The organism is Candidatus Eisenbacteria bacterium, from assembly GCA_005893275.1.
Classification (GTDB): Bacteria; Eisenbacteria; RBG-16-71-46; order SZUA-252; family SZUA-252; genus WS-7.
The window spans coordinates 1-26,592 of the sequence record VBOW01000064.1 but is presented as its reverse complement, the minus strand read 5'-3'; the positions used below and the strand labels follow the sequence as shown (position 1 = coordinate 26,592).

Genomic DNA, 26,592 nt, shown 5'->3' with positions numbered 1-26,592 from the left:
TCCTTCGGACGGCCCGCCGCCTCGTTCATGTCGCCGAGTTGGTACGCCACGTCGGCGGTGCGGGAGTCATGCGGCCGGTCCGCGCGATAGCGTTCGAGCGACACGCGCGCTTCGTCCGTCTGACCGAGCAGCTTTTGACAGAGCGCAAGGTTGTATCGCGATGCCGAGCCGATATCGGCTGAGACGCTTTCCTCGAGCACCCGGGTGAACGCCACCGCCGCGCGCGAGTATTCCTTTCCCTCGAACTCGAGCAGTCCGAGCCGGAACTCTACCGTGGCCCTGAGATCGCTCTCGGGGAAAAACGAGAGGAATTGTTCGTAGCCGAGGCGCGCCTGATCGAGCGAGCCGGCTTGAGCGTAGGAATCAGCCAGGAGGAACTGGGCCTGGTCGGCGGCCGAAAAGCCCGGGAATTGGCTCACCACGCGGCGGAAGCCGTCGGCGGCCTCGGAGAAGTGCTTCGCCTGATAGTGCCGCTTCGCGACCTGGAACTGCGCGTCGGCGGCGAAGGCGCTCGAAGGGTACTGCTGGATCAGCCTCTCGAGCACCTCGGTCCCCTTGGCGCTCTGACCCAGGCGGTAGAGTGAGAGCTCCGTGCCGCGTTTCGCTTCGCGAGCCGCGGGCGTGCCCGGGAACTGCTCCTCTACCTTCGAGAACCCCGCGAGCGCGGCCGCGTCGTTCCCGGCATTGTACTCGCACTGCGCGAGCCGGAGCGTCGCGAGAGCCGCGATATCGGTCGCGGCAAAATGTTCGAGCAGCCCGGTGTAGCACCGTTTCGCCTCGGCATATCGCTGCGCCTGGAAGTAAAGGTCTCCCGCGCGCGCCCAGGCGCGCTCGGCAATCGGGGCGCTGGCGCTGTCCTTCACGATCGCCTCCCACTGGTCGACGGCGTCTCCGGCGCGATTCAGCCGGCTGTAGCAAAGCCCGGCCTGATAGCGCGCCGTGAGCCGCGACGGGTGGCTGGGGAAGCGCTTCTGAAACATGTCGTACATGGCCGCCGCGTCGCGATACCGCTTCTGGTTGAAGCGGTAATGAGCGATGTCGAGAAGCGCGCCGCTCACGACCGACGCGTCGCCTGACGCGCCGAACTGGGCGACGAGCCGCTCTTCGGACGCGACCGCGAGGCTGTCCTGTCCCTGCCGTGCGTAGGTCCACGCGAGAAGCTTCGTCGCGGACGCTCCGATCGGATGGCTCGGGAAATCGCGAGTGAGCCGCTCGAGGGTGGTCTGTGCCTCCGCATAACGCCCCTGAGCCGCCGAAGCATCGGCGTCGATCAAGAGAGCCCACGCGCGCCACGGCGAGCGGCTCGGCGGCATCCGCTGGAGCAGGAGGTGCGGCACGCCCGCGAGCTGCCCGATGTCGCCCGCTCTGTGGTAGGAGTACTCGAGGAGGCAAAGCGCCGCGTCGACGAGACCCGCCAGCTCGGGCGAGGCGAAGGTAAGGGTGGAGGAGGAATCGGCCCGGGAGGCGTAGCGGTCGAGCACGATCTGAAAATAGGGCGCTGCGGCCAGGGGGCGGTTCTGCGAGAGGAGACCTACGCCCGCGAGATACGCGGCGGCTGGAGACTCTGGCTCCAGCGGATAGCCCGAAACGACGGCCTGGTAGGTCCCGGTCGCATCCGCGCGACGACCCAGCGCGTCGAGGCAGCGCGCGACCCGGTACTGGGCGCTCGCGGCCACGGAATGCTGAAAATAGGTGGCGAGCACGCGGTTCAGCTCCACGATCGCTTCCGCGTACATCTTCTTCCCGATCAGCGTCTCGCCTACGAGGAACTGCGCGCGGGCGGCGACGTCGGTGCCCGGGTGCCCCTCCACGACGCCGCGCAGCATGGCGAGGGAGGAATCGGTCTGGCCGGCGAGGTAGACCGCGCCCGCGGACCGAAGCTCCGCCTCGGCGCGCACCTTCTCGTCGTGGACCCGCTCGGCCGCGCGGGCGAACTCCTCGGCCGCGCTCCGGTAATCCTTTGCTTTCAGGAACGCGTCCGCTTTCGCGAGCAGCGCGTAGTCGCGGAGCTTCGATTCCGGATAGCGGTCGGCCACGTCCTGGAACGCGGCCGCGGCCTTGAGGAGCGATCCCGAAGCCCGGAAGCAGAGCGCGCGAAGATAGATCGCGGAAGCGCCCGCGGGCTTCGGACCCAGCGCGGCCAGCGCCTCGGCCGGCTTGCCCCGCTGAAAAAGCGCCACGCCCAGCGCGAGCATCCCCCGCGGATCGGCGGCGTACCAGGGGCGCGACGCGGTCAGGGCGGCCAGGGTTTTCTGCGCGGCGGCCGTTTCACCGCGACGGAGCGCGTTCCAGGCCTGCGCGAGGCGCGCCTCGCCCATGAGCGGGCTCTGCGGGTACCTGGATTCCCAGTCGATCCAAGCTTTCGCCGCCTCGGCGTCCTTCCCCGAGGCCTCGATGGCCTGGATCGCGGCGAAGGCGGCGTCGTCCGCGAACGGGGTCTTCTCGAAACCGTTCTCGGCGCGGCGGAACTCGGCCGCGGCCTCTCCGAATCGGCGCAGCTCGTAACGGATCTCCCCCGAGAGAAACCGCGCTGCGTCTTTCTGCTCGTCCGGCCCGTGCTCGATGGCCCGGGACGCGATCTGGAGGGCTTCCTCCAGCCCGGCCGTCCGCTCCGCCTCGCTCAGAAGCCGAGCCGATTCGAAGGCGAAGCCGGCCTCCTGGAGCGTGGCTCCCGAAGGCTGCCCGCTTTCCGACGCTTTGGGTTTGCCGGCCAGGGCCGGGGCCGCGACCAGGGCGGCCGCCAGCGTGGCACCGAGCAGGACCGGGAGTGGCATGGGTATGCGCCGCTTCATTCGCGTCATCTTCGGAGCTCTCCGGGCGATGGGGTTACGGCTGAACCGGAATCACCGGCACGGCGCCCTGCGGCCCACCGGTCGAGATCTCGACGGTATGCGTCGGGCTCACGATCTCTCTCCCTACCGAGTCGTGCACGACGAGCTGGTAACGGTAGATGCCGTCCGGGAGCGGCATGCCGCTCTCGTCCTTACCGTCCCAAAGCAAATGGGCGGGGGGCGAGCCCTTGCCGCCGAACCTGCGTACGACTTCATCGGTCTTGTTGATGAGCGAGAGGCTCCAGCTGTCCGCCTCGGACTTGGTGCGCGAACCGAGCAGGATCTTCGTGACGGCGCTCTCTCCGGTCGGCGAGAAGATCTCGGGCTCCGCCTTGGCGCTCGCGTAGAAGCCGCCGAATCGATAGGAAATCCCGATCCGGTGGACGATGCCCAGGACGTGATCCGATACGCCATAGTCGAATTGGTAATGGCCCCCCGTGCGGTAGCTGAACCCGCCGCTGGCGTGCTGGTCATTCATGCCTACCCGGAGCGCGAACGCGGGCTGCACCCAGTACTCGGAGCCGCCGTGGATCGTGAGTCTCGCGTTTTGCGTATGGTCCAGCTCCGCGGTGATCAGGCCGCGTCCCCGGAGGACGCCCGCCGAGAATCCGCCACGGAACTGGGTGGGATAGGTCTCCTGGGAGCTGCGGAGCGTGATGCTCGGCCCGCCCAGGTTGAGCGCGGAGGCGCCGACACGGAGCGTCGGGGTGAGGTTGAAGATCCCGCCGACGTCGAAGCCGACCCCGCCGCCGCTGAAGTCTTCGATGCTCTGGCGGACAAGCTTCGTGTTGACCCCGAGCGAAACCCGCGGCGTCAGCGCGCGTGCCATCGTGAAGATGTAGGCTGTCTGGCTCTCCTGAAACGTTCCGAGGGGATCGTTCAGCTCGTTCGTGCGCTCGAAGTTGCCGGAGCGGAGGGTGAGGACGCTCAGGCCGAAGCTCGGCAGCTTGTTGCCGGGAACGGCGAATTCGAACGCGCTGACCGATGTGTCCTCGAAGAGCCGTGCGATGTCGAAGCGGAGCTCGTTTGGCACGAGCATGCTCAGGCCGGCCGGGTTCCAGACGACCGAGGAGGCGTCGTCGGCCGCGCCGACAAAGGCACCGCCCAACCCCAAGGTCCGGGCCCCCACGTATTCGGAGAGCCACGATCCCGGCGCGCCCCCTGTTTCATCCTCGGCCCACGCGGGGCCGGTGACGACTGCGAGCGCCGCGGCGAGCGCGAGGCTCCGGACAGCGGCAACGAGCATGCGGTTCATGGATCCTCCTCGCTTATCGAACCACCGCGATCTTGCGGCGGATGACGTGTAGGGTTTCACCCGTGCCCTGGGCCTCGATCAACACGATGTAGCCTCCGCTCGAGACCACTTCGCCCTTGCCGTTCCTCCCGTTCCAGAGGAACGAGTTCAGGCCCGCGCGACCGCCCAGGTCGCCCCGGCCAAAGTCCTGTCGTAAGACCAGGGTTCCGCCCTGCGTGAAGATTCGGAGCGTCACGGCGGCATCGTCGTTGATCTTGTAGGCGATCGTCGCGGGCTGCTCCGGCGGATGGAACGGATTGGGATAGCTGAATGCCGTCCCGCCGCCGACGGTCGGATCCACGAACGCCACCTCGAGATCCAGGTCGCGCGTGAGTCCGTTCGACGAGGCCCGGATCCGATCGTGCTCGGGGTATCTGGGGCTCACGAAGTCGGCCCGCGCTTCACCCGCGGCGTTGGTCATGCTGTCGGATGCGCCCAGCGCTCCGGTGCCCGAGAGCAGGCTGAAGGAAACCGCCTGGTCGGGGACCCCGTTTTCAAATTCGTCCACGACGCGGGCCAGGATCGTCGCGTGTTTGTTTCCACCAAGCCACGGAGGATCGCTGCTCAGGCGCACCGCGGACGGCGGTCCCGGCGTGATCGCGATGGCGTTGCTCGTCGCGGGTGCGTTCCCCGCGTCGTCGCGCGCCACCATGACGATCGGCTCGGGGTAGGTGTACGTCTCCGAGATGGCGCGCTGTCCTTGGAGGAGCTGGAACTGGGTGGTGAGGAGGGTCCCCCGTCCCGCGGCTTGGTTGGACGCGTTCCGCACCTCGATCGTCACGAATGAGTTGATCTCCTGGATCACGCTCCCGGCGTCGTTCGTGACCTTGACCGTGAGCGTGAACGGCTCACCGGCGCGCGCGCTCGTGGGGGAAACCGAAGCCTCGAGATGGAACCCGCTCGAGATCGCCCGGACTTGGGTCGTGCTCCCTTGCTTCGATGGGTTCGTCACGTCGGAGACGCTGATCTGCTGGAATCCACCGGTCGAAAGGCGCATCGACATCTGGGCGACGCCGTTCACCATCGCCTGATCCGGCGGAAGCTGCGCCAGGGGATCGCCCGAGGCGACGTGCACGACGTCGCTCACGCCTCCGACCGGATTCCACCACTGATCGGCGGCCATGACGGTGACGGTGAACGCGTAATTGATCGATTGGTCCGTCGCGGTTCCGTTGCGGCCCGTCGAGGTGCCCGGCGCGGGGGACTCCCCCGGCGCCAAGATCAGGACCCTCGAGAACGTTCCGCCTATGATGGTGACGGCGCTCGACGTGTCGGGATGGACCGACGTGTTGTCGACGTCGCTCGCCCAGATGCGCTGACCCCCGCTCCTATAGAGACGCGCCGGGATCAGGACCTGCCCGTTGGCGAGCGTCGTCTCGGCGGGCATGCTCGCGAAGGCGTCGGTCGAACCGAGCGCGACCCGGTGGCCGATTCCGGGGACGAGGTTCCAGTAGGAGTCCACCGCGCGCACCGTCAGCGTGAAAGGCGCGCCGGCGGTCTGCTCCAGGGGGGTCCCCTGCTTCCCGGTGACGGTGCCGCCCCTCGGCGTCTCCCCTGGGAGCAATACCTGCAGGCCGGCCAACGGGCCGGGCTGGACGACGAAGCTGTTGCTCGTCCCGCTGCGCGGTGGCGCCGAGAAATCGAAGCACCGGAAGGAGACCGCGTTTCCCGCGCCGAAGAACGTCATGGAACCGGACCAGGTCCCATTCGCGAACGTTATGAGCTCGGGCGAGATGCTGCCGGAGCCCGTGTTCGCCACGAGAATCGCGTCGCCCGCGTAGTTCGGGATGGTGTTGCCGCTCGCGTCGGTGGCGCGGATGGTCACCGACACCGGTGCTCCGGCCACGACAGGCGAGGCGATGGTCCCGATCACGAAGTGGTCGGCTCCGCTCGGGATCACGGCGATCCCGGCGGTGGTCATGCCGGTCCGAGACTCACTCGACTGGTCCGTCACCGTCAGGGTGTGGATCCCGACCGTGTTGAGGATGACGCCGAACTGGCGGAACCCGTTCGACAAAGACACGGAGAGGGGCGTGTTCGCGGCTCCGTCGCTCGAGGTCACGCGCACCTGATCGGACGCGCCAACCGGGTTCCAGTACGCGTCGGTTGCGTACAGCTGGACGTTGAACGAACGTCCGGCGATCTGGGTCGCGGGGCTGCCGGTGAGCCCCGAGATGCTCCCAGGGAGCGGGGCTTGGCCCGGTACGATGATCTGGACCCGGCTGAACGAGCCGGCGTAGACCTTGAAGGGGTTGCTCGCGCTGTTCTTCGATGGATTGCTCGCGAGCTCGGCCTGGAGGTAGACGTTTCCGCGCGGATGGTTGGTGTCGTCCGCCCGGTAGAACGTCACGCCGCCCGTCCAGCTGCCGCCGCTCATCGTGACCGTTGGAGGCGAGACCCGGCCCTCGCCGAAGCTGGTGAACTCACGGAGCCGCACGTCGCCGAAGAACCCGGTCACAAGCCCGCCGCTCGGAGTCCGCGCGGTGATCGTCACCGTCACCGGAACCCCGACATTCTGATTCTTCCCCAGGGTCGAGATGTCGAAGGTTTGGAGAACTTGGCATAGCACCGCGGAGGAAGCGCCGTCCGGGATGGTGGCGTCGGTCTGGTCGTGCGCGTAGACCGTGAACGTGCCGCCCGCGTTGAAGGTCACTGCGAAGACGGCGGTGCCGTTCACGAGCTGTCCCGGCGCGGGCAACGTGGCGCTCGCGTCGGAGGCCAGGATCTGAATCGCGTTGGCCACGCCGGCCACGGTGTTCCAGCCGGTGTCGCAGGCCCGCACCGTGATCGAGAACGGCACGCCCGTGGTCTGGGCTCGGGGCGTCCCGATCTTTCCCGAGGACGTTCCGGGCGCCGCGCTCTCACCGGGCAGCAGGAGTTGCAAACGCGTATACGGCCCCGCCAGGGCGGGGGCGGCGTTGAGCGCGGCGCAAATCAGAGCGAGCCACGCTCCCGCGCGAGCCGCGCGAAATGCTTGGCGCACGTCGACACCTCCTCAGTACGTTCTGTCGATGTTCTGCGTCGGCGGGCGAGCCCTATCGGCTTTCCGCCGCGATGATGCGTCCTGGGTGGACGCAATCCCCGACAACGCGGCATCAAGCAGGTCGCGTGCCGGGATTCGTTGCAGGATGCGCGGCGGAACCCTTTCTGCTCCCATCCGGTTGGGACTCAGCGAGCGGCGGCGTCGCAAGACGCAAGGCCGAACGAAATCAGACCGGGGTGCGGCGCGGCGTGGGACGGGTTGGCCGCGATGGGCCAGGGGGTTTATTGCAGACCGCGAGACGGGTCATGCGGTGAGGATGCAGAAATCGCTCTTCATCTCTTCGGTGGCTCCATCGCGCCGAGTCTTTTCAGATTCCGCGCGACACGCCCGATCAGGAGCACCGCCATCGTCAGGGCCCCGATGAGTCCGATCACATCGAAGATCGTCGCGCCCACGACGCCTACATGAAATGGAAGCGGGGGCCGAAAGAGCGCGAACGTGTTCAAGGCGATCAGGAGCGCGCGAGCTTCGGTGGGTCCCATCCAGGCGTACCCGAACTGGAACTCGCCGAACGCATGGGTCTCGAGGTAGACGTTGATGGAAAGCACGAGGTACGCAATCACGATCGCCAGGCCGACCGAGAGAAGCATATACGGTGAAAGCCCGAGGCCGATCCCGATCGCCGTGGTCGAGTAGGCGTCGGTGAGATGGTCCAGGTAGAAGCCGTAGCGCGGCCGCTCGATCTTTCGGACGCGGGCGAGCGTTCCGTCCAGGCTGTCTCCGAACCAGTGGACCAAGAGCCCGCCGCTCGCCGCCCAGAGCCACGCCTCATCGCGGTTGGAGAGACCGTAGGCGATCGCGATCCAGGTCGCGGCGAGCACGCCCAGGAGCGTCAGATGATCGGGGACCACCCAGCGCGGCAATGCGGCGGCAATCCGGGGAAGAACCCGGCGCTCGAACCCGGCAAGAAAGAAGATGGACTTTCGTTCGTGGGTCGGCGTGTCGGCGCCCATGGCTAGAGAAGACGCCAACGGGGCCTCCGGGTCAAGGAGGTGATAAACTCGAGGCTCGCGCGCCCGTCGCGCAGACCGACATGCGATCTCCCTACCGTCCACATCGAATCCTGGTCGCCGGAGCAACCGGCACGATCGGCCGCGCCATCCTGCCGTCCCTGGCGGGGTTCGGCGCCCCGATACGGGTCCTCCAGCATCAGGACCCTCTGCGAGATTTCCCCGCTCGCGGGGACCTCCGCGGCGATCCCGAGTCGCGCCCTGCGATCGAGACCGCCCGTGGGGACCTCGCTCGTCCCGAATCGCTTCGTGGGATCGCGGAGGGCTGCGACGTCCTCATCCACGCCGCGGCTCGCACAGGTTTCGCGAGGCTGGCGCGGGACGCCCAGCGGCGGATCAATGTGGCGGGAACCGAGGCGCTCCTGAAGGAGGCGCAGAGCGCGGGCGTCCGGATCTTCATTTCGATCGGGTACACGGGCACCGTGCAGGAGCGCGACGACTTGAGCCGGCCGGTGGACGAGGACACGCTCCCCGAGGGGCGCTACGAGTCCGAGTACGTGCGCATGAAATACGAGGCCGAGGCGATGGTTCTCGAATCGAATCGATCGGGCGGCATGACCACCATGGTCGTGAGCCCCGGCGTGCTCGCGCAGCCCGGTGCCCCGACGATTCTGGGCGGCCTCGTGCAGGCGTTCGTGAGCGGCGAGCTTCCGTTTCAATTCCTGAACCAGGTGTGGCTCGCGGCGAGCGATGGCTCGGACGTTGGGCGCGGCGTGGCCTCCGCCCTGGTGATGGGGCGGGGTGGGCGCCGGTATTTCATTACCGGAGAGTGCCGCCGCCTGGGCGAGGTCTACGAATTGCTGAGCGAGATCTCCGGCGTGCCGGTGCCGCGGCGCCGGCTTCCGGATCTCCTCGTCGAGGAATTGGGGCTCCTCACTCCCTTACTGCCGCGGCATTCGTTTCTGCGGCAGCTGGTGCTGCCGCGGGAGCTCGTGCTTCATCTGAAGCGTCTGGCCCCCGTGGAGAACGCGAGGACGCGCGCGGAGCTCGGCCTCCAGCCGACGCCGCTTCGCTCCACGTTGGCCGCGATGATCGGGGCCGGGGAGGATTCCGCCCGGCGCCGCGCCTCTATTTAGCCGGAGCCGGCGGAGGCGGCGGCGGCGTCGAATCTGGCGGGGACGGCGCCGGCGGGATCGAGTCCGGCGGCGCCGGGGCCGGTGGGATCGGCGCGCCCCGCCCCTTGGTTGCGGCGGGGATGGGCTCGGCGGCCCCCGCGGGCGCGGTTCCGGGGGGCGCGGCCGGCTGTGGCTGGGGATGCGGGCGGCGCGCTCGGCGCCGGCTCCTGCATCGACTGGTCGGGCGCCTTCCGGGGCAGGCCGGGCGCCGGGGGGACCGGAGTCGTTCCCAGCCCCTCGCGCCGCTCCCGCTCCTCCGTCAGCGCGTCCATGTTCATGAGACGGAACTCGACGCGCCGGTTACGCGCCCGTCCCTCGGCGGTCTTGTTCGACGCGATCGGTTGGGTGTCGCCGTAGCCTGTGTACCAATAGTTCTTCGCGTTCAAGCTCGGGTACTTCGAGTAGATGTACTGGAGGATCGCGCGCGCCCTCAAATGGCTCAGCGGCTGCCGTCTTGCGTCCTCGCCCAGGTTGTCCGAGTGGACGCCGACTTCGAGCTTGAGCATCGGCCACTGCGCCAGCACGGCGCCCACCGAGTCGATTCGCGCCATGCCTTGCGGCGCGAGCCGCACCGAGTCCGCGACGAACTCGATATCGCTGAGACGAATCATCCAGTCGTCCATCAACTCGCGTTCGTAGGGGGACAGCGTGACCGGGCATCCTCCGGCGTTCACCGCCACGCCCGCCGGCGTGAAGGGGCACGTATCGATCCCGTCCGGGACGCCGTCTCCGTCCGCGTCGAGAGGACAGCCGCTCGCGTCCACCTTCGACCCTTTCGGCGTGTTGGGGCATTGGTCCGGTCCGTCGTACACGAGATCGCCGTCGCTATCCATCGGGCATCCCTGCGCGTCCACCAGGACTCCCTTGGCCGTGTCCGGGCACTTGTCGATGCCGTCGAAGACTCCGTCCGCGTCGGTATCGAGCGGGCACCCGTTCGCGTCCACGACCGCCCCCTCCGGCGTCCCCGCGCACTTGTCGAGCCCGTCGAAGACTTTGTCCTTGTCGGTGTCGAGGGGACAGCCCCCTGCGTCCACGACCGCACCCTTCGGCGTGTCGCGGCAGCGGTCGTTCTTGTCCGGCACCCCGTCCGCGTCGGTGTCGCGCGGCCGCCCCAGCCAGAAGGCCGTGATGCCGCTCGACACCTGGAACTCATGGACCCGCGTCGCACGGCCGGGGCCGCCTTCCTGCTTGTAGCTCACGTCTCTCGCGTCCAATCGAATTCCGATTCGCTCTCCGGCGCGGAACACCGCGCCGAGGCCGCCGTGGAGCGCGCTGTTCGATGCGGCGGCGCCGAATCCGTCGCGCTCCACCTTGACGGAGCCGATTCCGCCGTAGAGATAAGGAAGCGCCCAGGCGTAACGCTGCGGCGTGAGGATCAAGCCTGCGCCGTAGTGGGAGTAGGTCGCGCCGCCGCGGCTCGTGGACTCCTGGTCCGGCGAAGCTCGATGGTAGAGGCCCTCGACGCCCGCCCATCGAGTCAGGAATCCGGTCGCGCGCACTCCGAAACCGGGTCCGTCGCGGAGCGCCTGCTCGACGTCGTACAAATCGACTCCGGTTTCGAGCGAGAGCCATACCCGTTCCTCGACCGCGAGCGTCACGCGCGCCGTGGTCGCGACGAGAACAGCGGCAACGGCGACGCTGAGCGTGGCTCGGACGCAAGACCGGATCATTCTGTTCCTCCGGAAGACCGACGGGATGGGGTTGGAAGGCGGCAGTCTGGCGGCTTTTCATCCCGCTGTCAACATTCTGGTATACTCGCGCCGATGCTCGAGGATCGTCTGAACGAGGACATGAAAGCGGCCTTGAAACGCGGCGATCAAGCGCGGCTTTCGACGCTCCGGATGCTTCGCAGCCAAGTCCTCATCGAGAAGAAGAAGGACGTCTCGATCACCACGTTGCCCGACGCGGACGCGATCCGGGCCTTCCAGGCGTACGCGAAGAAATTGAAGGATTCGATCGCCGAATATCAAAAGCTCGGCAAGACCGACGACGTGACGAGGATCGCGGGCGAGCTCAAGGTCGTCGAGGAGTACCTGCCGACGACCTTGTCCGAGGCGGAATCGCGCGAACTGGTCCGCGCGGTGATCTCCGAGCTCGGAGCGACGTCCATGAAGGACATGGGGCGCGTGATGAAGGAAATCCAGGCCCGCGCGCAAGGGCGAGGCGACGGCAGGCTCCTGAGCGACCTCGTGAGAGCTTCCCTGTCCTGAGCCCGGTCCGTCGTGGTATGATTCCAGCCTTCCTATGAAGCCCGTCAAGCGCACCGCTCACAGAGCCCCGAGGTCTGATTCCGACTCCCAGGCCCGGGTCCCGTCGCAGCGTCCGTTCCGCTCCGACCGGCCCGAAGGTCCGCCGCCGATTCGGCGCGGCCAGCAAAACGACGACCCGGGTGGCGCCAGGCGCTGGCCTCCTCCGGCGCGGCCGCACGCGAAGCCTGCCTGGGGGAAGGGCCCGGGGGGGCCAAGACCCCATCGCCCGGGGAAGCCGGGGGAGCGGGATTGGTCGCGCCGCGGGAGCGGCGGACCGCCGAGACCTCCCCGGCAGCCGCACCCGAGAGCCGAGCATCCGCGGACGGGCGGCAAGCCCGTCATCAAGGACCACCCTCAATACGGAAACCGGATCCCGCCCGAAGAGCTCGAATTCCTGGTTCAAAATCAGCAGCGTAGTCCGCATCTCCGGGGGGGGCGGCCGCAGCACGCGCCGCTCCATCGCGGGCCGCGTCCGCACGAGCGCCCCGGCGGTCGCGTCGGTCCCCCCCGGCCGGATCGGATCCGCAGACCGAATCGGGTGGGGGTCCAGCGGGCCGGGGAAGGGCCGCCGCGCCCGATTCCGGCCGCCGACGAGTCGCCGGTCGTACTCCTTCGCCGGACCCTCTATGCCTACCAGGCATCGGCCGCCCTGCTCGCCGCCCATTCTCTGGGCATCTTCCCGACGATTCACCAGAAGCCCCAGATCGCGGACGATGTCGCGCGTCGCTGTGGAGCCGATGCGCGGGGAATGGAACGCCTCCTGAACGCGCTGGTCGGGCTCGGCCTGCTCCACAAGCACGGAGCAACCTACGTCCTCCCGCGCGAGCTCGCCCCCTTCGTCGTGCCGGGTGTGGACGGAGACGCGACCGGCTTGCTCGATCTCACCTCCGATCTCTATCGCACGTGGGGCGATCTCGCACGCGGCGTGAAGGAGGGGGTTCCGCTCCACCGGCTCTCGAGCGACGCGCTTCTGGGAGGCGACCCGCTCAAGGTCAGGGATTATATCCGCGCGGTTCACACCAACAGCAGGCAGGCGGCTCGGCGCCTCGTCGAGATGGCGCCGCTTCTGCCGGGCTCGACCCTCCTGGACGTCGGGGGCGGCTCCGGCATTTTTGCCGCTGAATACGCGCGTGCGACCCCGGATCTGAAGGCGATCCTCCTCGACCTCGCGCCGACGATCGAAGCGGCGCACGAAATCTTGACCGCCGAAGGGCTCGAGGACCGGATCACGTATCGTACCGGCGACTATCGACAGGATCCGTTCCCGGCCCCGGTCGACGCGGTTCTGCTCTCCAACTTGATGCAGACCGAGAGCGAAGAGGTCAACAAGATCATCCTCGCGAAATCGCGCGAGGCGCTGCGCCCAGGCGGGACCCTCCTGGTCCACGGAATGATGAACGAACCGGACGAAACGAAACCCCCCGAAGGCACGATGTTCTCCCTTCTCATGTACGTGCTCTTCGATCATGGCCGCGCCTACCCGGCGGAAACGATCTCGGGCTGGCTGACCCAGGCAGGATTTGGAATTCGCTTCATCCGCCCCCTTGGCCCACCCCTTTTCTCCAAGCTCATTCTGGCCACGCGACTCGAGTAGCTCGTGCCCGAGCTTCCGTTCCTCGAGATTCTGGCCGAGAACCTCGCGGCCCGAATCTCCGGGCGGCGCATCGAGTCGATTCGGATCCGCCAACCCGCCTTACTGCAGACCGCGTCTCCCTCTCCCGAGAGCTTCGTGGGGGAGTTCCTGAGTCTGCCCGCGCGGGTTGGGAAATATCTCGCGCTCGAGACCGAGTCGCGCCGCGCGATCGTGGTCCATCTCATGCGCGCCGGGAGGATCTCGATGGGTGATGCGTCGGACTCGGGGAGCCGGGGAGGGGGTGCGAGAGGCTCGACGCGCCTCAAGCAGCCGAAGCAGCTCTCGGCGCGGATCGATTTCGACGACGGCACGGCGCTCAAGCTGGTGGAGCACGGCAAGGAAAAGAGAGCGAAGGTCTGGTTCGCGGAAGATCTCGCCGACGTGCCGGAGCTACGCCGTCTCGGCCCCGATCCCTCGCACGGTGAGCTTTCGCTCGAGCGGCTCTCCGACGCGCTCCGCGCGGGCTCCCGCCGGATCAAGACATTCCTCACCGATCAGCGGGCGATCGCGGGAATCGGAAACGGGCTTTCGGACGAGATCCTCTACGCGGCGCGGCTTTCGCCGATGAAGCTCACGGGCATCTTTACCCCCGAGGAGATCCAGGCGCTTCACGCGGCAGTTCTGGCCGTAGTCGAAGAGCAGGTCGAAAAGCTCCGCGCGAGCGCGGCAGGCGAGCTACCCGAACGTGAGCCGAAGGAGCATTACCGGGTCCACGACCACGCGGGGGAGCGATGCGCGCGATGCGGCGCCGCGATCGCGCGGGTATCCTTCGTGGATCACGAGACCTTCTATTGCCCCGGGTGCCAGACGGGCGGAAAGCCGCTCAAGGACCGCAGGCTCTCGAGGCTGCTCAAGTGATCGAGCCGGCAGAGGCCGGGCCACACCGCCCGGGCCACGCCGCCCGGAAGTCTAGGGTAAACTTGGGGGTTACCGCGGTCGATACTTCCAATGCGGCCCGGGGTCAGCCCTATCTAAGGACTTGAAGGGGAGGGCGCCCGGGAGCAATCTCCTGTTGTCCGGGGTTTTACGGGGCGTTCCCATCGGGAGAATTCTCAATGGCAAGACGTTTCGCGAGTTTCATTCTTCTAGGCATTCTAGGGACCGCCCAGGCCGCGCCTCTTGCCGCGAGCGGTCTCGTGTGCTCCATGCAGCGCTCGTCCGCTCCGCTCTGCGCGCGGTGCGATGTCGCCGTCGCTCCAAACCGCGCGACCTCCGTGTCAGCCGGGTCGTGCTGCCGGTTCGGGACCGCTTCGGCCACGTCCCCGACTCCAGGGGTTGTCCCGTCGCTTCAGCGAGCGCAGGAATCCCCCGCCGCACCGGTATCGACGCTCGCCGCGGGTCCGTCGGGCGCCCCGACCCTAGCGCCAGCGTTCCCTTCGTCTCACCCACCCTCCCTCCGAAGTAGCGACTCGCCGGTCACACGTAACAACACCCTCCGCCTCTAGAAGATCACTCCCGGCTCGTCCTCCGCGGCGCGTCCGTCGCAGGGGGATCGTGCGTCGCCGGCGCAGCTGATTTTCCTGCCGCGCCTTCCCATTCGGCGCGGCCCGGAGCCCGAACCCAGGTTCAGGGAGGTGGTCTCTTCCATGTCGTTTCCATTTGTATGTTTCGTGCTGCTTATAACGCTCGGTTTTCTTGCCGGCGAGCCGGCTGGAATCGCCGCCCAAGAGGCGGGGATCCCGGTAGGGCCCGGGGCCCCGTCCCCGTCGCTCGATTCGCTGCTCCTCACGCCGTCGCTCGATCTTCGGCTACTGGAGCGCGCGGTATTGGCGAGGAATTCCACGCTCGGGGCCATGCGCGCATCCTGGCGCGCGGCCCAGGCGGCGGCGGATCAAGCGGCGGCCTTCGAGGATCCGATGGTGGAGGTCTCCTCGGCGCCTCGAACTTGGAGCGGCAGCTCCGTCGATCCTGCGTACATGGTCGAGATTTCGCAGCGCGTTCCGATCTTCGGACAGCGAGGGCTCAAAGGACGCGCGGCGCGGGCGAGCGCGCGGGCCATCGGGGAGGACTATCAGAGCGCGCGGCTCGATTTGATCCGCGAGACGCGGCGCGCCTACTACGAGAGCTACTTCGTGATGCGGAGCCAGGGCGTGAACGCGGAGCTCAAGAATCTCCTCGGACAATTGCGCCGGGTCGCCCTCACCAAATACTCCTCGGGCTCCGCGGGGCTCGAGGACGTGCTGCAAGCGGAGATGGAGCTCGCGATGCTCGATCAACAGGAGATCGCTCTGGCGCGGCAGAGCCGGGTCCTCCAAGCGCAGCTCAACGCCCTTCTTCAGCGCGATCCGGGAAGCCCGCTCTCGAATCCGCCGCAGAAGATCACGGAGGGTGGTGTGCCGTCCCGTGTCGATTCACTCCAGCAGCTCGCCAAGGAGCTGAGGCCGGAGCTTCGAGGCTGGGCGGCCCAGCGAGAGGCGCGCAAGGCGGATCTATCGCTCGCGCGGCGGCAGCGCCTTCCCGATTTCACGTTTTCGGCGCGGTACGATCGCTACTGGGAGGCGGCCGAGGTGAGGCCGTCGGTGGGCGTCGCGTTCAACCTCCCGATCCAGCTCGGACGTCTCCGCGCAGCGGAGCGCGAAGCGCGTGCGGGAGTGGAGCAAGCCGAGGCTCGCCGTCAGGAATCGGAAGCTCGCGTCGCGTCCGAGGTGGAGTCCGCCCTGGCCGAGGTATGGGAGTCATGGCACGAGATCCACATCTTACAGGATAGGGTGGTGCCCTCCGCGGAGCGGGTGCTCCTGGCCATTCGAGCGAGCTACGAGAACAATCGATTGGACTTTCCCGCCCTCTTGAACGCGGAGCGGGATGTGGCGCGCGCGCGTCTCCAGCTCGACGCGGCGAGGGTGGCAAATCTCCAAGCGCTCGCGAATCTGGACCGCGCGGTCGGCGTGGCCCCCGCCGAGGCTTCGCAGGAGGAGAAGTGATGAATCTCAGGATGGGTCATGGGGCTGCCCTCGCCGTGTGCGTGGCGCTCTTCGCGGGCGCGATCGCAGGGTGTGTCGGCAAAAGGGAGCGGACCGCGGAAAATCGGGCGGCGATGCCGGGCCCACGGATGCAGGAGGTCGGCCCCTTCCGGATCGCCGTGCGAAATCTGCCCGAGACTCCGTCCGTCGGAGACAACAAGCTCATGATCACGCTCCGGGACACTCTGGGTGCGCCGGTCCCGGGAGCAGCGGTGGAAGCCGTGATCTCCATGCCGGCGATGGGCGCCATGCCGCGCATGGAAAGCCGCGGCGCGGTGAAGGAGGTTGCCCCCGGAATCTACGAGGCCACATACGGCGTCGCCATGGCCGGGGAGTGGGACGTGGACCTCACGATCCGCGGCAAGGAGGGTGCGCCCGCTCGAGCTGCCTATCGACTCAGCACCAGCCTCAAGGGGCTCGCGTTCTCGGGCGGAACACGGCCGTCGAGCCCCCCGGGAGCGGCGCAGGCTGGCGCCGGAGAATCGGAAAGCGATGTGCCCGGCACCGTCCTGATCGACCCGTCCAGGCGTCAAGCGATCGGGGTGAGGACCGCCCCTGTCGACATCCGTGACCTCCAGGCCATGATCCGTGCGGCGGGCCGTGTCGCGTACGACGAGACGCGGCGAGCCGAGATCTCGCTCAAGTTCTCGGGCTGGGTGCGTGACATCAAGGTCGACTACACGGGAAAAACGGTCCAGGCCGGCGAGGTCCTCTTCACCGCCTACAGTCCCGAGCTCGTCTCGACGCAGCAGGAGTACTTGATGGCGCCCGGGGTCGGCGCAGAAGGCGTGGACAGCGCGGCCGATCCGGCAAGCCGCGAGCTCGCCCACGCGGCGCGTCTGCGGCTTCTCCGGTGGGACATTCCTGCATCCGAGATCGATGCCATCGCGCGCGTCGGTGTGCCGATCGAGGAGCTCCCGATCGTGGCGCCCGTCGGCGGTGTGGTGCTCGAGAAGAGCGTCGTGCGGGGGAGCTCCTTCACCGCGGGGCAAACCCTCTACAAGATCGCGCCGACGCATCCGGTGTGGGTGATCGCCAACGTCTACCCGTACGAGCTGCCGCTCGTGCGCCCCGGAATGGCCGCCACGATCTTGACGCCGTTCCTCCCGGAACGGAGCCGTCGGGGCCGGGTCGCGTTCGTCAGTCCGTACCTCGATCCGGAGACTCGCACCGCGCAGGTCCGTATTGAGGTGCCCAATGCCCGTGGCGACCTGAAGCCCGATATGTTCCTGGACGTGGTCCTGGACTCGCCGCTCGGGAAGCGTCTGGCCGTGCCGGAGAGCGCGGTCCTCTACGTGGGGGATCGACGGATCGTCTTCGTGGACCTGGGCGACGGTCGCCTCACGCCCCGGGAGGTCACGCTGGGCGCGAAGGCGGGCGATTACTACGTGGTCGTGAGCGGGCTCAAGAGTGGGGAGATCGTCGTGATCTCCGGAAACTTTCTGGTCGCGGCGGAGAGCAGGCTCAAGTCCGCGGCACAGAAGTGGTAGCGGCGCATCCATGATTGAACCCCTCATCGCTTGGTGCGCGAAGAATCGCGCGCTCACCCTCGTCGTGGTCATGGTCGCGGTCGGATTCGGCGTGCGCGCGTTTCGGAGCACTCCGCTTGACGCGATACCGGACCTCTCCGACACGCAGGTGATCGTTTCCACGGAGTGGATGGGGCGCAGCCCGGATATCGTGGAGGACCAGATCACGTACCCGATCGTGACCGCCCTCCGGGGCGCGCCGGGCGTGCGGTATGTACGCGGGCTGAGCATGATCGGCGATTCCTTCGTCTACGTTGTGTTCCAGGACGGCGTGGACCTCTACTGGGCGCGAAGCCGCGTGCTCGAATATCTTTCCGCGATCCAAGGACGACTTCCCGAAGGGGTGACCCCGAAGCTCGGACCGGACGCGACAAGCGTCGGCTGGGTGTTCGAGTACGCCCTCGTCGACACGACCGGACAGAACGACCTCGCGCAGCTTCGCTCGTTCCAGGATTGGTACCTCCGCTACTGGCTCCAGAGCGTGGACGGCGTCTCCGAGGTCGCTTCGGTGGGTGGGTTTGTGAAGCAGTACCAGGTCGACCTCGATCCGGACCGGCTCGAGTCCTACAAGGTCTCGATCGAGGACGTGGCGAACGCGATCCGGCGCTCGAACAACGAGGTGGGTGGGAGCGTGATCGAGGTCGCCGAGCACGAGCATTTCGTCCGGGGACGCGGTTACGTGCGCTCCCTGGGCGACCTCGAATCCATCCCGGTCAAGGTCTCCGCGGAAGGCGTCCCCGTCACCCTCCGAAATCTCGGAGAAATCCACCTGGGACCGGAGCAGCGGCGCGGCATCGCCGAGCTGAACGGCGACGGCGAAGTCGTCGGCGGAATCGTGATCATGCGGCAAAAGCAAAATGCCCTGCACGTCATCGAGGGCGTGAAGAAGCGACTGGAGGAAGTGACGCGATCCTTCCCTCCAGGCGTGAAGCTCGTCGTCACCTACGACCGCTCCGAGCTGATCCATCGCGCCGTGAACACCCTGTGGCACGAGCTGATCCAGGAAATGCTGATCGTGAGCGCGGTGATCGTCTTCTTCCTCTATCACCTGAGGAGCGCGCTCATCCCGATCCTCACGCTGCCGATCGCGGTCATCCTAGCGTTCATCCCGATGGCGGGGCAGGGCCTCACGGCAAACATCATGTCCCTGGGAGGGATTGCCGTCGCGATCGGAGCGATGGTGGACGCGTCGATCATCATGGTGGAGAACGTCCACAAGAAGCTCGAGGCCTGGGCGGCGGGAGGTCGTCCGGGGCGCAGGGACGATATCGTGATCCAGGCGCTTCAGGAGGTCGGGCGCCCCATCTTCTTCGCGCTCGTCGTGATCACGGTCTCGTTCCTTCCGATCTTCACGCTGCAAGCGACCGAGGGGCGCCTCTTCAGGCCGCTCGCGTTCACCAAGACCTATTCGATGGCGTTCGCGGCTCTGCTCGCGGTCACGCTCACCCCCGCACTCGCATCCTGGTTCATCCGGGGGAAGATCCGCGGGGAGCGCGAGCATCCGGTTTCCCGCCGCCTCATCGACGCGTACATCCCGGTCGTCCGGTTCGCGGTGCGTCACAGGCGCGCGGTGGCGGCGGGAGCCGGGATCCTCCTGCTCTCAACCATTCCGGTGTTCCTCACGCTGGGAAGCGAGTTCATGCCACCCTTGAACGAGGGCACCGTCCTCTACATGCCCACGGCACCGCCGGGCATTTCCGCGACGGAAGCCGGCGCGGTGCTCCAGCAGATGGACCGTAGGCTCAAGACGGTTCCCGAGGTCGCGACGGTTTTCGGGAAAATGGGTCGGGCAAGAACGGCTACCGATCCCGCGCCGCTCTCGATGACGGAGACCGTCGTGACGCTGAAGCCGGAGTCGCAGTGGCGGAAGGGCATGACCTGGGAGGCTCTCATCGCCGACATGGATTCCAAGATGCGTTTCCCGGGGATGCCGAATATCTGGTGGATGCCGATCCAGACGCGGAACGAAATGCTCGCCACCGGGGTGCGGAGCGCCGTCGGGGTGAAAGTGTACGGGCAGGACCTGGCGACGATCGAGCGGATCGGGATCCAGATCGAGAGTGCGCTGAAGAACGTGCGCGGAACCAGAAGCGCGATTGCGGACCGCGTGACCGGTGGGTACTTCCTCGACTTCGACATCCGCCGGGAAGAGGCGGCGCGTTACGGGCTCACCGTCGGGCAGATCCAGGACGTCATCGAGTCGGCGATCGGCGGTCTGCCGGCATCCCAGACGATCGAAGGGAGAGAGCGTTATACGATCAGCGTCCGCTACGCGCGCCAGTTCCGGGAGGATCCGCAGGCGCTCCAGCGGGTCCTCGTGCCCGCTCCGTCGGGCACGCCCGTGCCCCTCGCCCAGGTCGCGGACATCCGGTTTCGCACAGGGCCGCCCATGATCCAGGAGGAGGATGGGCAGCTCGTGGGGCTCGTCTCGGTGGACGTCGCCGATCGCGCGCTCGCGGATTACGTCTCGGACGCGAAGCGGGCCGTCGTGCGCGTCGTGAGCCTGCCGCCCGGCTATCGGATCGACTGGACGGGCCAGTTCAAGTACTACGAGCGCGCGAAGGCGCGGCTTTCCTTCGTCGTGCCGCTCACCCTGCTCCTCGTGTTCGCGCTTCTCTATTTCAACCTCCGCTCGGTGCCGGAAGCGGGGATCGTGATGCTCGCGGTGCCGTTCTCGCTGGTGGGCGCGGTTTGGATCCTCTGGATCCTTCACTACCATCTGAGCGTCGCGGTCTGGGTTGGGATGATCGCGCTCGCAGGCCTCGATGCCGAAACTGGGGTCGTGATGCTCCTGTATCTCAAGCTCGCCTATCAGGAGCACCAGGCGCGCGGCGCGCTGCGCGACCGGTCGGATCTCACCGACGCCATCGTGGAAGGAGCCGCGCACCGCATCCGGCCGAAGATGATGACCGTGTGCGCGATTCTCTTCGGGCTTCTCCCGATCATGTGGGGGCAGGGAAGCGGCGCCGACGTCATGAAGCGGATCGCGGCGCCGATGGTGGGCGGTGTGGTTACGTCGTTCATTCTGGAGCTGGCCGTCTACCCCGCGATCTTCGCCTGGTGGAAAGGCCGACGCTTGCCCGAGAGGGCGGAGAAAGGAGCATGATATGTACAAGCTGATGATGGCCGCGGCTCTGGTCGCGGTCCTAGGAGCGGGCTGCGCGCGTGAATCGCAAGAGGTCGCGAGCACCGGGACTCGATTCGCCATCGCGGTCACCGACGCCGGGTTTACGCCGAACACGATCACCGTCCCCGCCGGAAGGCCGGTCACGCTCGTCGTGACGCGCAAGACCGATCAGACGTGCGCGAAGGAGATCGTGTTCCCGGAGCAGAACGTCCGCAAGGCGCTTCCGCTGAACGAAGCGGTCGAAATCAGCCTTCCGGCCTCACCAAAGCGCGAGATGACGTACGTATGCGGAATGAAAATGCTCTCGGGGAAAATTGTTGTGCAATAACGGTCCCCCGCGGCCGATAAGGCGAAGGGTAACTCTTCGAAAAGGGGGAATCATGATTCGCAAGATCAGCGCACTCGTCGCAGTGGCCGTCATCGCAATTTCTTTGAACGCAAGCGCGCACGAGATGTCCAAGCACGCGGTGAGCACCCTGTCCGGGGAAATTGTCGATACCGGTTGTTATCTTGGCCACGCCGCACGTGGAGCGAGTCACATCAGCTGCGCGGGCAAATGCATCAACGGCGGAATGCCCATGGGTTTGCTCACCAACCAGGGTGCGCTCTATCTTCTCACCATGAACCACGACAATCCCGACCCATACAACAAGCTGAAGGAGATGGCTGGGAAGAAAGTTACCGTCACCGGAACGCTCATGACGCGCGGCGGCGTGAAGGGAATGGACGTTGCTTCGATCAAGCCGATGACCAAGTAAGCAGTACGCGATCCCTGGGGCGTCGGCGCGCGGGGTCATGCCCGCGCGCCGCAAGGAACACGTCGCGGCGCGGACCTCACCGCAACCGAACGATCTTCGTGACCACAACGTCCGATTGGCCCTCGACCTTCACGCAATAGACGCCCGCGGGCACCTCGCGGCCCGAACTGTCCCGCCCGTCCCAAGCCGACTGCTGCCAGCCCTCGCGGGTCCCGCTTGCCGGGATGCGTCCAATCCGCCGACCTTGCACATCGAAGAGCGCAAGCCCGGTGGGGCCGCTCCTCGGCCGATACCATTCAATGAGGACGCGGTTCGAAAAGGGATTGGGACTTCCGCGCGCAACGAGACTCCGCGGCGGGGCGTCCTCGGGGAGTCCGGCCGCGGGTGGCCCAACATGAACGATGACGCCAGAGGAGGGAATGTCATCCACCATGGCAAATAGGATGTAGTGGCCGACCAGCGCCCGGTTGGGATCGGTGGGGACCGTCGCGGTGACGAGGCCGCCGGACTGCTCGAAGGGAAGCGAGAGGACTCGGGGGACCCCGCCGTTCACCCAGTGCGTCACGGCGTCGGTTCCCATCAAGACGATCGAAGTCACGCTATCCGTTCGGGAGACCTGCAGCGTGACCGGAGATCCGTGGTGGAGCTGCGTGCGCGCGATGGCGTTGATCCGCGGCCTTACGCCCCGAAAGAGGTAGTAGGGCTCAAACGCCTCGACCTCGTTGCTCACACCGGGCTGGGCGGGTCCGCCCGTACCCGCGGCGGTGACCACCCTTCCGTCGGGCACCAGAACCGTGGTCGCGTGGTATTCGCGGAACCACTTCATATCGGCGCAACGCCGCCACAGATCGGCAACCGGATCGTAGAGGTCCGTCAGCTTCACCTGGCCGAAGGCGTTCGTCGGGATCGCCGGGTTCGGATCCTCGAGCTTTCCGCCGGCCACGAAGATCTGTCCGGTAGGGAGCATGACCACCTCGGGGCGTGACCGGGTGGCCGACGCGTTGGCTCCCAGCGACCAGGTGCCGCTCCCCGGGTCGTAGCGCTCGATCATGGTCGGAGAGGTGAGAGACCCGCGCTCCACCCCAACGGCGCAGGCGCGCCCGTCCGGGAGGAGCACCAGGGAGTGATCGCAATGGCCCGGCCAAAGACGGTCGGACTGCACCATGGCCCCTGTGTCCTGCCACGTGTTCGCCGTGACATCGTAGAGCTGCGGCGGCCACCAGGAGCGGAGTACCTTGCCGCTGTAGAGAAGAACGGCAGGCGGGTAATCGGAGGCGAGCGACATCGGGGCAGCGGGGCTCCATTGAGTCAATGAGGGGTCGTAGATCTCGCACGTGGGAGTGCGCTGAGCATTGGGGCTCTGCCCTCCGCCCATCACGAGAAGCCTGCCGTCGGCGAGCCGGGCGAGCCCGGGGTACCAGCGCTCCTCGATCAAATCAGGGAGCACGAGCCACTCGCCCGACGTTCCGTTGAAGGTCTTGACGGTTCGGATTGCGTCGCGGAAGTCGTCGCTTCCCTGGCCACCGATGAAGATGAGACGCCCATCTTCCAGCAGCGAGGTGACGTGGCACCCCTGCTGAGAAGGAGACGAGACCGGAAACGACTTGGTGCCTGTGACCGGATCAAAGATCACCGGATCTTTCGTGTTATGGCAGTAAAGAATGCGTCCGTCTGGAAGGAGGCTTCCGGAATTGGTCGCGTAGAGGTTCTCGGGATCCGTCGTGCCGATCACCGACCAGCGACCCAAGTGCGGGTCCGGACCGAGGGTGAAATCGACGTCGAGGTCGCTCCCGCCGAGAGCGAGGAGCGTCTCCGCGTAGGCGGTTCCCCTCTTGGAAGCCCCGAGGATCCAGGAACCGGGGGCGATTGACCCGAAGATGAACCGACCCGCTGGATCCGTTCGACGCTCCCGAAACTCGACCGTATCCGGGCTCATGAGCGTGACCCGCGCTTGGACGAGCGGCTGACCGCCGGGTGTGCGCACAAATCCGCGAATGGCGCCCGCGAGAGCGGCACCCGGGGCGAGTAGGGTGAGCAGAAGCGTAAGTGTCGTGGCGGTCGTTAGCGTCATTCCGGCACCTCTTAGGCGTCTTAAGCGCGTCTGATTGTATACCATCGGGGGCAGGCGGCGCGCAGATGCGGACCGTTTCACCAGCACGTGATCCACTTCCCTGACAAGGTCAATGCTCGTGCCGGTGATGTAAGTCCGGCACGTGTGGGTGGGTGTGGGTCGTCGGTTCGTGGTAGTGCGCGTGCGTGTGTCGCACCCAGGCCGGCAGCCCCGGGTGGACATGGTTGTGATGACCGTCGTCGTGTCGGTGGCTGTGGGCGTGGAACATCGCGACGTGCGTGTGCTCGTGCTCGTGCCGCGCCGTGAGCATGAAATAGAGCCCCGCGGTCATGAGCGGTGCGGCGGCGATCTGTGCCGGGAGCACCGGCTCGCGGAAGAGCGTCCACGCCAGGACGACGCCCCAAAACGGCGAAGTTGAGAAAAGGAGCTGGGATCGACTTGCGCCGAGCAGCTGAGCTCCCGAGATGTAGAGCGCGATCGAAAATCCGTAGGCGAGGCCCCCGACGAGCAACGCGAGAAGGAGTGCGATTCCCGCGGGTGGCGAGCCTTCGAACAGAACCCCGAGCGCGAGGTTCACGGTTCCTGCAACGAGGCCCTTCACGGCTGTAGTTTGCGGAGGTGTGAAACCGCTTACCAGTGCGGTCAGGTTGTTATCGAGACCCCAGCACATGCACGCAAGGGCGACCCATGCTCCCGCGCGCAGACCTGCGACTCCCGCCGGTGCGGCGAGAAGGAGCCCACCGAGGAGGACCGACCCAGCGGCGATCACTGTGCGGCGGTCAAGGTGCTCGTGGAAGAAGCTCCACGCAAGGAGAGCGGTCGCCACGACCTCGACATTGAGCCAGAGCGAGACGGAAGCGGCCGGCGAGGCGCGTAGGCCGAACAGGAGGAACACTGGGCCCGCGACACCGCCGAAGAGCACCGCGGAGCCGAGCAGGCGCCTCTGCCGGCCATCGCGTCGCAATTCAGCAGACCCGCCGCGGAAGGAGAATGGAATGACGGCAAGCGCGGCCCCGAGGTAGAGGAGTCCGGCGAGCGTGAAGGGGCCGAAGGACCCGAGGAGCGCCTTGGAGACCGGTGTGGAGGCGCCGAACAGCATGGCGGCCAGTAGGCAGTAGGCAACGGGAAGGGCGGGTGACACATGCATGACGCTGCTGACGATGCGCTCCAGGGATGGGTTCGGTCAATTGGATCGTCCTGGAGACAACCTCTTGCAACTGCACCGCGCCCGGAAGCATCCTAACCACGCTATGAAGCTCGCCAGCCGCTCATGGAACCACACGGAAATACACGGTGTTTGACCCAGCGGAGAGAAACGTCTTGTAACCGCACGGTCCCTGGAAGCATCCTAAACGAGCCATGAAGCCCTTTGCCCCAAGACCCGGGTCGGCGACGCGGCAACCCCGTCGATGGGTTTCAGCTTTTGCATCTGCGCTGGTGCTCTGGGGTATATTCCTGTCTCCTCTCTGCGCCTACGTATGTGCGCAGGGCGCCCAGCACCGAGATGCCTGCCATCAGGATGGAGAGGAAGGCCAGGGAAAGCGGGCCGACCACGGCAGGTCCCCGTGCCCGCGGATGCTGTGCGAACGCGTCCAACCAATGAACAAGGTCGAAGCCTACACGGGGCCCTCCGATCGGGGGTCCACCTCAACCCTCGCGGCGCTCTCGGTCGCATTCGGCGATCCCCCAGTGGCAACGGCTCGGCCCGGTTTCCGTCCGAAGCCGACCCAGGATGCTCTCGGCCCACCTGTTCCCGCGCCTCTGTACACTGTTCTCCGCTCCTAAAAGCTAGCCCTCGAGCCGCTGCAAGTCGCGTGGCGGTCGTTTCGCCACTCCACGCGCTTCCGTGTGATCGGAAGAGCCTGCGCGTCTGTCGCGGGTCTCCGCAGAAGTTCAGTTTCCAATCCACCAAGCATCAGCCGCGTCGTATTCGGCTCGGTTGGTTAGGTCACGGAATATCCGTATGGAGGAACCACTATGAAACGCGCAGTCATCGCTGTATCGCTTTCCGCGCTCCTCGGAATCCCCTTGGGCGCGGGAGCGCACGAAATGTCCAAGCACAAGTCTGCGGTCATCACGGGTGAGGTCGTGGACACCGGGTGCTACCTCGGTCACGCCGCTCGCGGTGCGAGCCACGTGTCGTGTGCGACGAAGTGCATCAACGCCGGCATGCCCATAGGGCTCCTGACTTCGCAGGGCACAACGTATCTACTGGTGATGAACCATGACAACCCAGACCCCTACAACAGCCTGAAGGGAATGGCCGGTAAGACTGTGTCGGTCCGCGGCGCCCTCCTGGAGCGGGGCGGCATGAAGGGCATCGACGTTTCGGAGGTCAAGGCTGCGTCCGACATGAGCGTGAATACGAAGAAGTAGCCCCGGTGTGAAGCGCGGGGCCGACCGGACGCATCGTGAGCGCACGGCTGCAGGAGGAGAGCAGTAGGAAATGACAAAGGTTCCGAGGCTCACTGCGCTCTTCTTCGCGGCAATGCTCACCGGCTGTGGGGCGGGAGCCCGGCCGGCGCGAGTGCCGGCGTCCGACCCGGCCAATCCGCGTGCGGCGGAGGCGCCCGCCGATGTCGCGGGTTCCCGACTGCGGCCGGATGAGTTCGATCAGCCGGTCGAGGTTGCCGGATTCGAGCGGCCCGCGGACAGTAAGACCACCCCCACCACGCCACAGCACCTCAAATCCCCGAGCCGCCCCGAGCATGGATCCGGTGGCGGTGCAAAGAAGCAGGGCGGACCGGCGCCGCCCTCAACGAAGTCAACGCAGACGCTCCGATCTACGCAGCAAACCGCTCTCTATGTTTGTCCTATGCACCCAGAGGTGACCGACAGCATCCCATCGAAGTGCCCGAAATGTGGAATGACGTTGGTGCGGAAGAAGGAGAGGCAATGATGCGCGCAACAACGTGCCTCGTTGTCGCGGCTCTCCTGGCCGGTGTGCCGCTCCGCGCGCTGGCGAACGACAC

Annotated in this window: 18 protein-coding genes; 11 read left to right on the top strand and 7 right to left on the bottom strand. The window is 66.7% G+C overall.

Translation table 11 applies throughout. The features are described from left to right. The 4 genes from E6K76_10475 to E6K76_10460 all read right to left on the bottom strand — a co-directional run. Positions 1–2,801, bottom strand: a 2,801-nt coding sequence (locus E6K76_10475; GenBank protein ID TMQ57435.1) for a tetratricopeptide repeat protein, incomplete at its 3' end; no start/stop codon positions are given. Positions 2,802–2,826: 25 nt separating this feature from the next. Continuing rightward, positions 2,827–4,086: a PorV/PorQ family protein gene (locus E6K76_10470; GenBank protein TMQ57434.1), complete on the bottom strand. Its 1,260-nt coding sequence runs from the start codon at positions 4,084–4,086 to the stop codon at positions 2,827–2,829. A 13-nt stretch (positions 4,087–4,099) separates the two neighbouring features. Then, entirely contained in the window at positions 4,100–7,108 is a 3,009-nt protein-coding gene (locus E6K76_10465; GenBank protein ID TMQ57433.1) for a hypothetical protein, read from the bottom strand. 332 nt (positions 7,109–7,440) lie between these two features. Next, positions 7,441–8,121 carry a CDP-alcohol phosphatidyltransferase gene (locus E6K76_10460; GenBank protein ID TMQ57432.1) on the bottom strand — a complete coding sequence of 227 codons (681 nt, stop codon included), beginning with the start codon at positions 8,119–8,121 and terminating at the stop codon, positions 7,441–7,443. On the opposite strand from E6K76_10460, the gene E6K76_10455 reads away from it, so the two are divergent. Beyond that, positions 8,031–9,254, top strand: coding sequence for an NAD-dependent epimerase/dehydratase family protein (locus tag E6K76_10455; protein ID TMQ57431.1), 1,224 nt, complete (start codon positions 8,031–8,033; stop codon positions 9,252–9,254). The genes E6K76_10460 and E6K76_10455 overlap by 91 nt on opposite strands. On the opposite strand, the gene E6K76_10450 is transcribed toward E6K76_10455, so the two are convergent. Beyond that, the gene (locus tag E6K76_10450; GenBank protein TMQ57430.1) at positions 9,251–10,963 is read right to left on the bottom strand and encodes an OmpA family protein; all 1,713 of its coding nucleotides are present in this window, start codon (positions 10,961–10,963) and stop codon (positions 9,251–9,253) included. The genes E6K76_10455 and E6K76_10450 overlap by 4 nt on opposite strands. 93 nt (positions 10,964–11,056) lie before the next feature. Between E6K76_10450 and E6K76_10445 the strand changes: the two genes are divergently transcribed. The 8 genes from E6K76_10445 (at position 11,057) to E6K76_10410 (ending at position 21,549) form a co-directional block, all read left to right on the top strand. Beyond that, on the top strand, positions 11,057–11,503 hold the full coding sequence (locus E6K76_10445; protein ID TMQ57429.1) for a GatB/YqeY domain-containing protein: 447 nt from the start codon (positions 11,057–11,059) through the stop codon (positions 11,501–11,503). Between the two features lie 34 nt (positions 11,504–11,537). Beyond that, positions 11,538–13,136 carry a methyltransferase domain-containing protein gene (locus E6K76_10440; GenBank protein TMQ57428.1) on the top strand — a complete coding sequence of 533 codons (1,599 nt, stop codon included), beginning with the start codon at positions 11,538–11,540 and terminating at the stop codon, positions 13,134–13,136. 3 nt (positions 13,137–13,139) lie between these two features. After that, positions 13,140–14,033 carry an Fpg/Nei family DNA glycosylase gene (locus tag E6K76_10435; GenBank protein ID TMQ57427.1) on the top strand — a complete coding sequence of 298 codons (894 nt, stop codon included), beginning with the start codon at positions 13,140–13,142 and terminating at the stop codon, positions 14,031–14,033. 728 nt (positions 14,034–14,761) lie between these two features. Next, a complete protein-coding gene (locus E6K76_10430) occupies positions 14,762–16,096 on the top strand; it encodes a TolC family protein (GenBank protein TMQ57426.1) in 1,335 nt (444 codons plus the stop codon). After that, positions 16,096–17,625 carry an efflux RND transporter periplasmic adaptor subunit gene (locus E6K76_10425; GenBank protein TMQ57425.1) on the top strand — a complete coding sequence of 510 codons (1,530 nt, stop codon included), beginning with the start codon at positions 16,096–16,098 and terminating at the stop codon, positions 17,623–17,625. Before E6K76_10430 ends, E6K76_10425 begins: the two co-directional genes overlap by 1 nt. A gap of 10 nt (positions 17,626–17,635) precedes the next feature. Then, complete coding sequence (locus E6K76_10420) at positions 17,636–20,770, top strand: efflux RND transporter permease subunit (GenBank protein ID TMQ57424.1); 3,135 nt, start codon at positions 17,636–17,638, stop codon at positions 20,768–20,770. 1 nt (position 20,771) lies between these two features. After that, positions 20,772–21,119, top strand: coding sequence for a cupredoxin domain-containing protein (locus E6K76_10415; GenBank protein ID TMQ57423.1), 348 nt, complete (start codon positions 20,772–20,774; stop codon positions 21,117–21,119). A 52-nt stretch (positions 21,120–21,171) separates the two neighbouring features. Further along, on the top strand, positions 21,172–21,549 hold the full coding sequence (locus E6K76_10410) for a hypothetical protein (protein ID TMQ57422.1): 378 nt from the start codon (positions 21,172–21,174) through the stop codon (positions 21,547–21,549). 76 nt (positions 21,550–21,625) lie between these two features. Here E6K76_10410 and E6K76_10405 read toward each other — a convergent pair whose 3' ends face one another. Together E6K76_10405 and E6K76_10400 are read right to left on the bottom strand one after the other, a co-directional pair. Beyond that, positions 21,626–23,842 carry a DUF1929 domain-containing protein gene (locus tag E6K76_10405; protein ID TMQ57421.1) on the bottom strand — a complete coding sequence of 739 codons (2,217 nt, stop codon included), beginning with the start codon at positions 23,840–23,842 and terminating at the stop codon, positions 21,626–21,628. Further along, positions 23,730–24,767 (bottom strand): EamA/RhaT family transporter, encoded by a 1,038-nt coding sequence (locus E6K76_10400; GenBank protein TMQ57420.1) that lies wholly within the window; start codon positions 24,765–24,767, stop codon positions 23,730–23,732. Before E6K76_10400 ends, E6K76_10405 begins: the two co-directional genes overlap by 113 nt. Before the next feature lie 830 nt (positions 24,768–25,597). Here E6K76_10400 and E6K76_10395 point away from each other — a divergent pair. Beyond that, complete coding sequence (locus tag E6K76_10395; protein ID TMQ57419.1) at positions 25,598–25,996, top strand: hypothetical protein; 399 nt, start codon at positions 25,598–25,600, stop codon at positions 25,994–25,996. Positions 25,997–26,147: 151 nt separating this feature from the next. After that, on the top strand, positions 26,148–26,519 hold the full coding sequence (locus E6K76_10390; GenBank protein TMQ57418.1) for a hypothetical protein: 372 nt from the start codon (positions 26,148–26,150) through the stop codon (positions 26,517–26,519). Positions 26,520–26,592: the final 73 nt, after the last annotated feature.